Source organism: Microcoleus sp. FACHB-68, assembly GCF_014695715.1.
Taxonomy (GTDB): domain Bacteria; phylum Cyanobacteriota; class Cyanobacteriia; order Cyanobacteriales; family Oscillatoriaceae; genus FACHB-68.
In genome coordinates this window covers 829,550-842,428 of sequence record NZ_JACJOT010000008.1, presented here as the reverse complement: position 1 = coordinate 842,428, position 12,879 = coordinate 829,550, and the positions used below count along the sequence as shown (strand labels likewise).

At 46.6% G+C, this 12,879-nt stretch carries 11 protein-coding genes; 3 read left to right on the top strand and 8 right to left on the bottom strand.

Going from position 1 to position 12,879, the window contains the following annotated elements:
• The first annotated feature begins 177 nt into the window (after positions 1–177).
• Positions 178–1,599 (top strand): hypothetical protein, encoded by a 1,422-nt coding sequence (locus H6F73_RS12490; protein ID WP_190759059.1) that lies wholly within the window; start codon positions 178–180, stop codon positions 1,597–1,599.
• Positions 1,600–1,696: 97 nt separating this feature from the next.
• Here the strand turns inward: H6F73_RS12490 and H6F73_RS12485 are convergent, their stop codons facing one another.
• Genes H6F73_RS12485 through H6F73_RS12480 form a run of 3 tightly spaced genes read right to left on the bottom strand, consistent with a single transcriptional unit; the run spans position 1,697 to position 4,018 of the window.
• Positions 1,697–2,305 (bottom strand): DUF3318 domain-containing protein, encoded by a 609-nt coding sequence (locus tag H6F73_RS12485; RefSeq protein ID WP_190759633.1) that lies wholly within the window; start codon positions 2,303–2,305, stop codon positions 1,697–1,699.
• 15 nt (positions 2,306–2,320) lie between these two features.
• The gene (locus tag H6F73_RS26995) at positions 2,321–2,446 is read right to left on the bottom strand and encodes a hypothetical protein (RefSeq protein WP_277882603.1); all 126 of its coding nucleotides are present in this window, start codon (positions 2,444–2,446) and stop codon (positions 2,321–2,323) included.
• 18 nt (positions 2,447–2,464) lie between these two features.
• A complete protein-coding gene (locus tag H6F73_RS12480; protein ID WP_190759058.1) occupies positions 2,465–4,018 on the bottom strand; it encodes a nucleoside transporter C-terminal domain-containing protein in 1,554 nt (517 codons plus the stop codon).
• Between the two features lie 244 nt (positions 4,019–4,262).
• Between H6F73_RS12480 and H6F73_RS12475 the strand changes: the two genes are divergently transcribed.
• Positions 4,263–4,523, top strand: coding sequence for a hypothetical protein (locus H6F73_RS12475; protein WP_190759057.1), 261 nt, complete (start codon positions 4,263–4,265; stop codon positions 4,521–4,523).
• Positions 4,524–4,896: 373 nt separating this feature from the next.
• On the opposite strand, the gene H6F73_RS12470 is transcribed toward H6F73_RS12475, so the two are convergent.
• On the bottom strand, positions 4,897–7,338 hold the full coding sequence (locus H6F73_RS12470) for an EAL domain-containing protein (RefSeq protein WP_190759056.1): 2,442 nt from the start codon (positions 7,336–7,338) through the stop codon (positions 4,897–4,899).
• 210 nt (positions 7,339–7,548) lie between these two features.
• Positions 7,549–9,069, bottom strand: a complete 1,521-nt coding sequence (locus H6F73_RS12465; RefSeq protein WP_190759055.1) for an ATP-binding protein — start codon at positions 9,067–9,069, stop codon at positions 7,549–7,551.
• A 1,114-nt stretch (positions 9,070–10,183) separates the two neighbouring features.
• Here H6F73_RS12465 and H6F73_RS12460 point away from each other — a divergent pair.
• Positions 10,184–10,957, top strand: coding sequence for a DUF1350 family protein (locus H6F73_RS12460; protein WP_190759054.1), 774 nt, complete (start codon positions 10,184–10,186; stop codon positions 10,955–10,957).
• A 6-nt stretch (positions 10,958–10,963) separates the two neighbouring features.
• Here the strand turns inward: H6F73_RS12460 and H6F73_RS12455 are convergent, their stop codons facing one another.
• From H6F73_RS12455 to H6F73_RS12445, 3 genes are all read right to left on the bottom strand, one after another.
• The gene (locus tag H6F73_RS12455) at positions 10,964–11,596 is read right to left on the bottom strand and encodes a helix-turn-helix domain-containing protein (protein WP_190759053.1); all 633 of its coding nucleotides are present in this window, start codon (positions 11,594–11,596) and stop codon (positions 10,964–10,966) included.
• A gap of 162 nt (positions 11,597–11,758) precedes the next feature.
• Positions 11,759–12,250: a Dps family protein gene (locus tag H6F73_RS12450; RefSeq protein ID WP_190759052.1), complete on the bottom strand. Its 492-nt coding sequence runs from the start codon at positions 12,248–12,250 to the stop codon at positions 11,759–11,761.
• Between the two features lie 121 nt (positions 12,251–12,371).
• Entirely contained in the window at positions 12,372–12,632 is a 261-nt protein-coding gene (locus H6F73_RS12445; RefSeq protein ID WP_190759051.1) for a sulfiredoxin, read from the bottom strand.
• Positions 12,633–12,879: the final 247 nt, after the last annotated feature.

The window sequence follows — 12,879 nt, the reverse complement described above, 5'->3', positions numbered from 1 at the left end:
CGTGACTTCCCACACCGGCTTCTCGTTTATAGGAAATTCGATAGCCAACCATCCCAGCCAAAAAATGCCACCTGAACAAGTAAACACGCATCTATCTCATTTGGCATTTGATGCAAAGAATCGAAATCTTAAATCCCTCACCCACTGAGAACTCAGCACTCCTCCTAAAAAAATCAAATGCTTAGCAGCTTATTGCTTCCTTCCCGGTATGAGATAACCCTTGTAGCAATCCTCGCGCTAGCCGGCATCTGTACCCCCGCGCCATCCACCGCCATGAGTCTGTCTGACTCTATTTCCCCTGCCAGTTTAGGGGTGCCGGCAGTCGCAGCAACCCCACCCCCTGCTGCCAAACCCCAACCCGATCCCTTCGCAGAGGGCGTTAGAAGCGCTATTAGGGCGGCGAATTTGGCTCAAACAGCAAAATCGCTTCAAGAATGGAACGACGTGGCTGTGGCGTGGTTGGAGGCGGCTGCGTGGATGCAAGCCGTGCCGCCGGCAAGCCCGAAACGCGCCTTCGCCCAGAAAAAAGTCGTTGAGTATTTGCGGAACTTTACCATTGCCCAACAAAAAGCTGCCGGTAAGAGTTCTAACGTTCCTTTCCCGACGTTTAACAGTGAAGTTCTCGATGAGCAATTGCTGCTGTATCTATCCTACTTGGCAGCAATTGGCCCACCCGATATTCTAATAGTCGGGAGTTCCCGTGCCTTGCAGGGCGTCGATCCGAGAGCACTTCAGCAAGCTTTAGCCCAGCAAGGTTATCCGGGACTGCAAATTTTCAATTTTGCGGTGAATGGGGCGACTGCCCAAGTCGTTGATTTTCAGTTGCGACAACTTTTGACACCGCAGCAGTTGCCACGACTGATTTTGTGGGCAGATGGGGCGCGGGCGTTTAACAGTGGCCGGCAGGATCGGACGTATAATGCGATCCTCTCTTCTCCCGGCTATCAGCGCTTAGTCAGGGGAAACCGGCCTCGTCTGAGTTTAGATGAGATTTGGCAGCGTCCACAACTTGATGTAGCTGCCGGCATCACTGAAACAGACTTTTTTGACTTGACAAATAAACAATTTAATGAGTTTGAAAAGCAGCTAGATCAAAAGCTGGAAGACAGCAGTTTTCACGCTTCACTGTTTAATTTTCAATTTCTAGATGAGCCGGTTAATACAATTGATGCCAATGGATTTCTCTCCGTTTCCAACCGCTTCAATCCTGCGATTTATTATCGGCAGAATCCGCGAGTTTCAGGGTTGTATGACAGCGACTATACAGCTTTTCAATTCAAAGGACAGCAAGCTGCAGCACTTAACGATATTGTTTATTTTACAAACACTCGCAACATACCCCTAATTTTTGTCAATCTACCCCTAACCCAAGATTACTTAGACCCCACACGAAAATCAGCCGAACAGCAATTCGTGCAAAATATGCAACGTCAAGCAAATGCCAAAGGATTTATCTTCCGCAACCTTTCCCAGAAAAACTTAACCCAAAATAATAATTTTTCCGATCCCAGTCATCTTAACCTTTTTGGGGCAGCAGCCGTAGCTAAACAGCTAGCTCAAGACGCAAACATTCCTTGGCCGCGAAACATTAGAAACTAAGAATTACTTTGCATCCAACAATCAGCCCCATCTGCGTTTATCTGCGTGCATCTGCGGTTAAAAAAATAAAATTACCAAACAGCCAATTTGTCAGGTGTCATTCCCGCTTCATCGCATCAGGGATACCCACCGAAGAAAAACCCGCAATCGCCCTTAAATTTTGAGAGCGAATTAACTCAATAAAATTCAAACCGGCCCGCCCCTCAATTTTGGCAACAGACTCAATTGCCCCTAACAAGTGAGCAGCCGCTTCAGCTTCACTATAACCTCGCCGCAGTGCAACACCAATAGCCACTTGATCCGCATCAATTTCAGATTGAGAACTGCGGTAAGATCGCCAAATTTGGCTGCCGGCAAGCGCACTTAAACCGCCGGCAACAATCACACCCACAGCATCTCCCTGGATCAATTCCACAAAAGTGCCAACAACTCCAGCAGCAACCAATCCTTGATATAAATCTGGCTTAAACCATCTAACTTCAGTTAACCAACTAACAGTACGCAGCAGCAGCAAATCTCGCTGCGGTTTCGGCAGTCGCCCCCACAAATCAAAATTAATAAAAATAGGCCGATCCTTCGCCCAAGGCAGGGGAAAAGGACTATCAATAACCAGAGGTTGCTGCGGTTTGCTAACAACTTTAGTCAGCATCCGACCAGAAGCCGGCATTAAGTCTAGCAGGCGTTGAATTTCAGATCCAGGCTCGATCATGAGTGCTGAGTGCTAAGTGCTGAGTGCTGAGTGGGAGAGTGGGAAAGTCAGAGAGTCGGAGAGTTGGAGAGGGGGAGAAGGGAAGAAATTTCCCATGCCCCATGCCCTATGCCCAATGCCCCATGCCCCATGCCCCATTCCCATTCCCAATATTATCTAACGATTGCGATTCGGTGAAGGTTTAGGGGCGGGTGCAGGGGGTTTAGCAGCCGGCGCTGTGGGTGAAGGTGCGACGGTGGGGGCTGCCGGCGAGGGGGCAACAGCCGGCGCACTAACGGGTGCAGTTTTGTCACCTAAAATACTGGGGCTGCCGGTGTCGAATACGCCGGCAACACAAGCAATCATCATTGTTGCTAAGGTGCCAACAAATAAAGCTTTCCAACCAAGTTCTGAAATATCTTTGCGCCGTGAGGGAATGAGGGCAATTGTACCCCCAACAAAAATTCCCACGGAAGCTAAGTGAGCAAATCCAGAAAGAGCATAGCTGACGATCAACACAGTGCGAGGACTTATGGTGCCGGCTTTAGCGGCTTCGCCGAGTGCTTGATAGGGAGGAATTGCTGTTTCTAAGAGTCTACGCCCAATAATAACGGAGGCTGTCCAAGATTCATTAAAGGGAACGCCGGTTAACAAAGTCAGGGGATAAAATAAGACGCCTTGAATATTTTGTAAGGTGACAACCTTAAAAATGTCTCCAATTGGACTGGGTAAGCCGGCTAGCCCCCCAAAGATTTGATTGATTAAAGACACAAACCCTAAGATTAAAATCAGCACGGCGGCGATGGCTACAGCCATTTTTACGCCATCTAATGCACCCACAATTGCAGCATCCAAGGGACTCACTCGCTCGATGGGTTCTCCACCCACTGTTTCCATTTTTATGTCTTCTGGTTCTTCATCTAGGGCTGCATCTAAACCCTGCCCGCCGAGTTCTGTGCCGGTGAATTTCTTTTCATTTTTGTCTTGTTTTTCTTCTTGGGGAATCCCGCCGGCAGTTAGGGGAACTTCGGTTTCTGGCACTAAAATTTTTGAGAGAACAAAACAAGCCGGTATTGCCATAATTGAGGCAGATACTAAGTGTCCCAAAATGTTGGGAAAAACCGGCCTTAAAAAACTCACATAAATTGCAAGAGTTGAAGAAGCGGCGGTTCCAAAACAACACGATAAAATCGCGCAGAGTTCACTGCGAGTCATTTTAGGCAAATAAGGCTTAACAACAATGGCAGCTTCAATACCCACAAAAATATTAGCCGCCCCGCTTAAAGCTTCAGCACCACTCAAGCGCATGGTGGCATAAAAGATTTTGGCAAATACTTCGGTTACAATTTGAATAATCCCGATGTTGTAGAGCAATGCCATCAATCCTGAGAAGAAGATGACGGTAGGCAAGGCTCGAAATGCGAAGATATAGCCTAAATTTACATCCGCCGGCCTAGTAGGCAGTGGGACGAGATTTTTCCCAAATACAAAACTCGCGCCGGTGTCAGCCGCCAGAAAAACACCGTCTAGTAGGTTACTAAATGCCTGTAGGGCGCTCCTAGTCGGCGGAAACATAAATACGAACGCGCCTAAAATTAATTGCAAGGCAATGCCGGATATAATGACGCGCCAGGGAATAATTCGGCGGTGTTCTGAAAAAAGCCACGCGATCGCGCATAGGCCAAAGATGCCAAAAAACGAGATGATGTTGAGATAGATCGGATGAGGCATGAGCTGAATCCTTGCAATTTTATGACGAATGCTTACTCGTTCGGCTGCCGGTGCCATCGGTATCTGGCTGATTTGATCTCGGCAGGTAAAACCAAGCGCGACAATCCTCCAAGCAATCTAGAATAGTCAGGGAATACAGTAATGTCTTCAAAACTTAAGATTCTGATACATTTAGCAAAGCCACTTCACCAGATTGAGACTGGCATAAAAGCTGATAATTGGTAACTGCACTGAGGAATGATGCATGGACGCTTTTGAGCCAACCCCGCCTGAATGGACATCCCAGGGGATTCACGCCCACGAGTTCTGCTGCCCTAACTGCAAAGCGTCTGCGATGGAAGCGCAGGGAGTTTGGATTAACCGGCGATCGCCGGTGTATACAGAGGATCATCGCCGAAAATGGCAGGAATTTTACCAGTGTCAGTGCGGTTGTGTGTGGTGGGCGTGGAGTAATGATCGCCCACCCTCCAATCTGACAAAGCCCGACATCCTGGAGGATTTCTAAAGCAAGAGAGGGGAAAGTTTTGAAATTTGAACTCACAATTTTTACTCAAAATTTTACCCTTCTTTTGCCATGTTGTAAACAGATTTTTCGCTGTCGATCAAATAAAATTAGAGCGTTAAAAGATTGCTTGAAATCAAATCTTTACATTTTTTGCAAAAGTTAATTTTTTGAATTTAAAATCTTTAGCTAATTTTATAGCTTTAGGCGGTTTACAAATAAATTTTAATTTTCTTTAAAGGAAAGTTTAAGCAAAAGTTAATAAAATTAAGTTATTTTATAAAACTTTTGCATTGTTGCTTAACTGAGACTCATCAAGCCGGTTTATGAGCTTTACAGCTAAATATCTACTGGAAAAAGAATTAGAAAGTTTAATTTACCCTCCAAAATAAGCAGCCGGTACTGCCGAAATTAAAGCACCGGCAGTGTCGCTATCAATCGGTTTTGAGAAATAATAGCCCTGTCCATACTCACACTGCAGTGCTGAGAGCAGTTGCATTTGGGCTGGCGTTTCGATTCCTTCAGCCACTACCTGCATCCCCAAATTATTTGCCAACATTACAATCGCTCGCACAATTTCTGAGTTTTCTGCTTCATCGCACATGGCGCTGACAAACGAGCGATCAATTTTCAAGGTATTAATCGGAAACCGGCGCAGATAGCTCAATGAGGAATAGCCGGTGCCGAAATCATCGATGCACAGCTGGATATTTCTATCTCTAAGTTGCTCTAGCACAGCGGTTGCCGCATCGGCATTATCCATCACCACGCTTTCGGTAATTTCCAGCTTTAAACAGCTCGGCTGGATGCCTGTATATTGCAGCGTTTCGTCAATTTGAGCGAGCAAAGCCGGCTGCGAAAGCTGTATGCCAGATAAATTCACGCTCATTGTCAGCTGCTGGGCGGCTGGAAATTGCTCCTGCCACCAGCGCATCTGAAGGCACGCCTCGCGCAGCACCCATGCTCCCAAAGGGACAATCAAGCCGGTTTGTTCTGCCACGGGAATAAACTCTGTTGGCGAAACCAAACCTCGCTCTGGGTGCAGCCAGCGCACGAGCGCCTCAAACCCAGCTAGGGTGCCGGTGCCAAGGGAAACAATAGGCTGGTAGTGCAGTATAAATTGTGAATGGCGGGTGGATTCAGATAAATGAGCATTGTCATGAATTGCTCGCCGTAAGTCGGTTTCTAATCGCCAGCCGGCTAAGACACGCGTATGCATACCGGCATTAAATACTTGAGAACTCGCTTTGCCTTGCGCTTTGGCGCTGTACATAGCAACACCGGCATCGCGCAGTAAATCTTCTGGGCGCTGTTGGGCGGCTAGATCATTTAACCGTCGGGCAGGAGGGCGCAAGGGTACAACGCCGTTCAGTGGGCTATCAACTTCCGCCTTGGTTTCTTGCTCTCCAGTAGGGTGCTCATGGGCAGCCACGTCTTGTAAAACCAGCCGGCTCCTGTTTTGTCCTGTTTTGCGCCGGCTGGTTACTTCAGCGTGCAAACCCACACTGAGGGCAATGCCAATACTAACTGTAATAAATACTTCTTGCCTCTCGATGAGAAAAGGCACTTTTAGGGATTCGTGCAGCCGCTCAGCAATGGCGAGCGAGTCATTAATATTTTTGATGTGATGTACGACAATCCCAAACTCATCCGATCCCAGATGTCCGATGGGATCACCGGCTCGTAAGCAAGTTTGCAGCCGGTGAGCAAAGGCTACGAGTAATTGCTCTGCCAGCCGGTATCCCAGGCTGCATTTGATTCGTTTGAAGTGATCAATATTGAGAAACAGCACGGCAAAGCCATCCCTAGGCTGTTGCTTTGACTGCTCAATGGCAAATTCCACGCACTTCATCAACCCAGCATGGTTGAGCAGTCCTGTTAGTAGATCGTAATAACTGTTGGGGAGAGCCGGTACAGCAAATTTCCCATCTCTGCCGGCAACCAGCCGGCCTGGATGAATCATCTTCACAAGTCCCAGACTGGCCACACTGCCCTGATATGAAATCGGAGCAACTTTCACCGATACCCGGATTGGATTGGCCTGATGCTTGTGCAGTAGCCGGAAATCAGAGGTTTGCGGTTCTGGAACTCTAGCCCGCCCGCGCCGGTTGGTCTGGCCTAACTTCCGGCGATCTTCTGGTGCCACCAGTGCTGAAAAATCGATTCCTTTCAATTCTGCCACCGTGTAACCCAGCATCTTGGCAAATGGCTGATTGACAAAAAGCAGTTGATTGCCTTGAAGAATAAAAATCCCGTCCTGAACTTGCTCTAAAACCGTTAGGTATTCTTCCTCTGCGTGAGGGCGCGATTTTTCTCTTTGCTGACACTGGAGGGCTGTCTGCCTTAAATCGCTGAAATGATGCTGTAACTCTCTTTGAGCGATCACTTGCCGGCTAAGTCCCTGCAAGGCATCTATTTGCAACTGGGTTAACTCTCGCTGCACGGAGTCCAATACACATAACGCCCCGACTGCATGGCCATCTGAGGTGATTAAGGGAACGCCGGCATAAAACCGAATGTAAGGCGATGAAGTCACCTTTGGGTTGTTGGCGAAGCGGACATCTTGGGACGTATCCTCAACAACCAACACATCTGGCTGCACAACGGTGTGCGCCCAAAAGTCCACCTCCCACAGGGAAACTTCTAGCAGTTCTAAATTAAAAGCGTATCGGGTGCCATCAACCAAATACAGCAATGCCATTGATGTGCCGCAAATGCGGGCTGCTAAGTGCGGTATTTCTGCAAAGACTGCTGCCGGATCGTACTGCCGGCCAGCATCACTCTTAATCGCTTCGTTTTTCGGTTCTTGGAGCATCATAAAATTTTTATCTCCGCACATCAGCGGCACTGCTTTGGTGTTTTCCAGCCCTTGCTGCCTACCGCGCTCAATTTTTGTTATTTTAAAGGGCTTTGCTGTTAGAAAGTGCCCCAAGTGCAAAAAAGCATTTTTGTTTCTCCTTTTCTTTGCCTTCTTAACAGATAAAGTGACGAGCCTTTCCTTATATGTCTGATAAGTTGACAGCGATTTTTAGTGAAGGGGCAGCTCAATGACAAATTCAGATCCTTCTCCCGGCGATGAAGTACATTTTAATTGACCGCTATGTTTTTCTTTGACAATTTGATAACTGATTGAAAGCCCTAGTCCAGTTCCTTTTCCCACGGGTTTTGTTGTAAAGAAGGGATCAAATAATCGGTGGCGGATTTCCTCGGTCATTCCATTGCCGGTGTCAGCAATCCGAATCACAATATGGGAATGGGGTATTGGGGGATCTTTTTGTCCTGTTTTCTGTTTCCTCTGCTCTGTTTCTATCGATGTGTGAATCCGAATTTGCGGTTTCTGGGCGGTTTGTTTTCTGCCGGCAGATTCTTCAATGGCGTCAATGGCATTACTGAGAATATTCATAAATACTTGATTCATCTGGCCGGCGTAACATTCTACTAAAGGAAGTTCGCCATATTCTTTGATAATTTCAATTTCAGGACGCTCTGGTTGTGCTTTGAGCCGGCTATGCAAGATCAGCAGTGTGCTGTCAATTCCTTCATGAATATTCACCGGCTTCTTCTCGGCTTGATCCAGCCGGGAGAAATTCCGTAAGCTGATGACAATTTGACGGATGCGCTCGGTTCCCACCTGCATTGAAGAGACTAGGTTGGGCATATCTTTGATAATAAAATCCACATCAATTTCTTGCCGTTTTTCTTGAATTGCCGGCACGGGGTTGGGATAATTCTGCTGATAAAGTTCTACTAATTCGAGTAAGTCTTTTGTGTACTGACTAACGTGGGCAAGATTGCCGTAAATAAAGTTAACCGGGTTGTTAATTTCGTGGGCAACACCGGCAACCATTTGCCCCAGAGACGACATTTTTTCGGTTTGAACAAGCTGGGCTTGAGTTTGCTGCAAATTGTCTAAAGCTTGCTGCAACGCCTGCGCTTGTTCTCTAAATCGGCTTTCCGACTGCCGCAGTGCTTCTTCTGCACGCAAACGTGCGGTAATATCGCGCAGCAAGATTAGAAAAGCAATTTCTCCTTCCCATTCAGTTTCAACCACTCGCATTTCTGCAACGGCTTTGTCGCCATAGCGAGGGGTAATATCAACTTGTGTTTGCACAATTCGTGTATCTGCGGTGCCGGTTGCCCCTCCACCTGGCATAATGGCTGTATCGATTTCACAAGCCGGTTTTTCTGCGACAAATGAGCCGAACAGCGCTTGACCTACCAGTTCTTCTACTTTGCAGTTAAAAAGACATTCTGTTGCTGGGTTAGCAAAATTTACCAGCCCAAAAGAATTAACAATGATAATACTATCTGCGTTTTTGTTAATTACATTGCGAAAACGAGCCTCTAGCAGTTGCAACTGGTGTTGGTGCTGCCGCAAATCCTGTTGTACCTGGTGCCAGTGCAGCGCTTGCCTAATGGTATTCAGTAACCCGCTAGCCTCTTTCATTTGATGAGTCCCTATAGCTTCCCTCCTAAAGGTAAGGTGTTTGCCCTGGGTTTGCTCACTTGTGCTAACACTCATAAATTTGTGGCTGTTGGTCATAACCATACTTGAAGTCTTTCTGTAAGTTTTCAGAAATATTTTTAACGGTTAAAAATTTTAGTGAAATCATCTCTATGCCGGCACCCTAACTGGCTTATTAAGACAAGTTAACGTTGTTAAAGTTTTAAACAAAAATTAACAGTAAGTTAACCTCAGTTAATTTTAAAGCTTTGCTAATTCAAAGTGCGTCTTGTATTAAATTTTGACGCTGATTAATAAATTTTCAACCTGAGTACCGCCCTGAATTTAATTATTGGGCAAGCCTTTGTATCCTAGTCCTAAGTTTATATAGTCCTCGAATACACCAAATTATGTTTGTTGTCTAAACTACATTTTTATATTATTTAATATTTATTTAAGGCTATCGACTATGTTCCATAGCATGAAAACATGGCATCATACCGGCCTAGACAATTATTTTTATAATTCTGGCGAATAGACACCAAAGAAGTTGCTTCAAGCTAGAAAGGCAAAGGCAGGATTTCTTGTACTTTGCTTCTGATTTATAAATTTAGCGTTTTTGAGGAGAACGTGATCATGCTTTTCGCTAAGAATAGTTCGTTGGTTCTTTAAAAAACTGCTAACTGAGTCGCCCAAACAGCCAAAATTTTAGTCATGATAACATGAAATCTGCCGGTTGTAGTCGCCCAAATTAGTTCAAAGCCGCTCAGAAACTCCTGAAACCCACCCCAAAATTATTAAATTTTCCTAGACTGTAGAACGAAGGATTTTGTGCCTGGGGAGAGTAGTTTGAGGGGAATAATTTACAGAAACTTTACAAACGAAAAAAGAATTTTGTGTCGGACAGCAGTTTGAGGGGAAGAATTTACAGAAGCTTTACAAACATTAAAAAAAGCTGAGCTGAACACACTAAAAATATTTACTCTAAACGCCCTTAATCTGAACTCTCATGGGGCAACGCAACGCTAGAAAGGCAACAGTCGGTGCCTTTATCTTTCCTACGATAGATTTCAAATTAAAGAAAAAAGCTTAAAGAAAGATCCTAAAAATAATCTAAAAAAAATCAGCAAGTTACAAGATAGGTTGTAGTGAATTGGGAAAAATGCAAGGCTGACGAGCCTATACTGGAAATAGAAAAAACGACTGAATTGGGTTGAGCATGGATTGGCAGGAAGTAGCGGGTAGCTGGGTTTTAATTCCCCCTCGGCCCACCGGCATGGTGCATTTCCTTGGGGGCGCTTTTGTGGCAGCTGCACCTCAGCTGACCTATCGATGGTTATTAGAGGAGCTAAACCGGCAAGGGTATGCAGTGGTGGCCACACCCTTTGTAAATACCCTCGATCATACCGAAATCGCCCGCTCTGTACTCTGGAACTTTGAGCAAACACTCAATCGCTTACACTCGACAGGAATGCTCCGCAAGCGATATTTGCCCATTTACGGCGTTGGGCACAGCATGGGCTGTAAATTGCATTTATTGATTGGCAGCTTGTTTGAGGTGGAACGCGCCGGCAATATTTTGATTTCGTTTAATAATTACCCAGCCAGTCGAGCGATCCCCTTAGTCGAGCAGTTTAGGCCGGCCTTTGCTATCGAGTTTACACCGTCGCCCCTGGAAACCAATGACATTATCGCCCAAGGCTACCGAATCCGGCGCAATCTGCTGATCAAATTTAACAACGACGACATTGACCAAACGCTGCTGTTAAACCAGGTACTGCAGCGGATGTTCCCCGATATGGTGACGCTGCAAACCCTCAACGGCAACCATCTGACGCCCTTGGGACAAGATTTAAGCTGGCCGGTTGGCCAAGTGTTTACGCCGATGGATGCCCTTGGGCAATGGATGCGGCAAGAAGTTTACCGAGATTTAAATCAGCTCAAACAACAAATTTTCCATTGGCTTGATCCCCTGGCACCGAGAAAGAAATGAGAATCCTTACCCTAAAGGCTTAACCTGAGCACGGTAAAGCAGTTTATCGCCTTGCTGATAGCCGATGTGAGACACTTTCACCGGCTGCCCTGGTTCAGCAGTTCCTGGGTTTAGCTGGTGCCGGCGGGGATCGTAAGCGACTTCGGCACCCACCTGCTCGATCGCCTCTACGCCCCACTGTTGCAATAAATTTTCGACCGGACGCACCAGCGGTAATAATTTGAGTGCCAGCATCTCCGGGTTTTGCTGCACCTTATAAGCTGCCGTTGGCCAAAACCGCATCCAAGGTTCCAAGGTTTGCAGGCAGGTTTGCTGAAATTCCTGCATCAAAGAGGTTCGCTGTTCTGCCAATTGCGCCTGCAAGCGCCGGTATTCTTGTTGCAATGCTGCTGTTGATGCCGGTGCCGGCTCATCTGTTAAAAAAGTTGCCAGTAATTCACTTAAGGATATTTGCAGCGCTTTGCTAAGCTTTTGCAAGTTCTCCACTCGCATTTGTGACACTTGCCCTCGCCGCAGTTGCCTGACTTGCCATTCAGAAACACCGGCTTGCCGCGAGAGTGCCTTAAAACTAGAAACCGCCGCCTGCTTCATCAACGCTTGCAGCCGGTGGGTATAGTCTTGATCTTTAGAGGCGGACATTACAAATTAAATCTTGTAATTTGTCAATAAATATTTGAAACCAGGAAGCCGGAACTAGGGGATTGAGATAGGATTTTGGTTACAGGAAATCTGTAATCCTCCTCCTCTCCCTCTCTCCCCCTCAGCTTCTAGAATGAGAGATTGGCACAAGTCACTTTGAACCTATTCCTCTAGGAGGCTTCTCAACATCCAAGCGGTTTTTTCATGGACTTGCAGCCGTTGGGTTAGCAAATCTGCCGTGGGTTCATCACTGGCTTGCTCAACAACGGAGAAAATGGATCGGGCGGTTCGCGCTACAGTTTCTTGACCTTGCACCAACAGGCGAATCATTTCTTCTGCCTTCGGAACACCAGGCGTTTCTTCAATTGCGCTTAACTTGGCAAATTCGCTGTAAGTACCGGGCGCAGGAAAGCCTAATGCTCTAATGCGTTCAGCGATTAGATCGACGGCTAAAGCCAGTTCGGTGTATTGCGTCTCAAACATCAGGTGCAAAGTTTGGAACATCGGGCCGGTGACGTTCCAGTGAAAGTTATGGGTTTTGAGGTATAGCGAGTAGGTGTCAGCGAGGAGTCTAGAAAGTCCCTCAGCAATCTCACTTCTGGCCTTTTCGTCAATTCCGATGTCAACTTTCATGGATTTGGGTTGAATTTGCATATTGCATCCTCTTCTAACTATAGAATTCGCCGGTTAATCCTGTACTCTAACCTGCATTACATTTAAGGGCTACAGCCATTGTGGCGCAACTCCCCGTAGGAAGATTTGTAGCCGGCCTTCTCTAGGCTAAGTGCATTTGCAGGACAGAACGGGGTGCACGGCGGATTTTGCAGGGAATCGTTTCTAGTCCCAAACGCTGGCAAGCCTCGTAGCGGTGGCAGCCAGAGAATCCGTAATATTGGCCATCAACTTCTAACACGTCAATCGGTTCTCGTACACCAATTTCTTTAATCGACTCCATCAGCGCCTCTACTTTAGCCGCATCGTTTTTGCGTGGTAGAGGCCGGCGAATCTGCGCGAGGGGAATCTCCTCGATTCTCATATTGCATCTCCTTTTGTCCTTCTTTATAAATCATAGTCGTAATGACTTCGACTTGCAAGCGAGGTCAAGAACTGATAACAAAGCCGGTTTTGAGAGCCGGCTCACTCAAGCCTTTAGTCAGTTTCAACTGACTTAAGCTATGAGACAGGGACTTAAGTCCCAGGCGGAGTGAGCATCCCACCGAGAACCCGCCTGGGATTTAAATCCTCTTGCTTATAGCGAAAGTCCTCTAAAGAGGACTCATGCC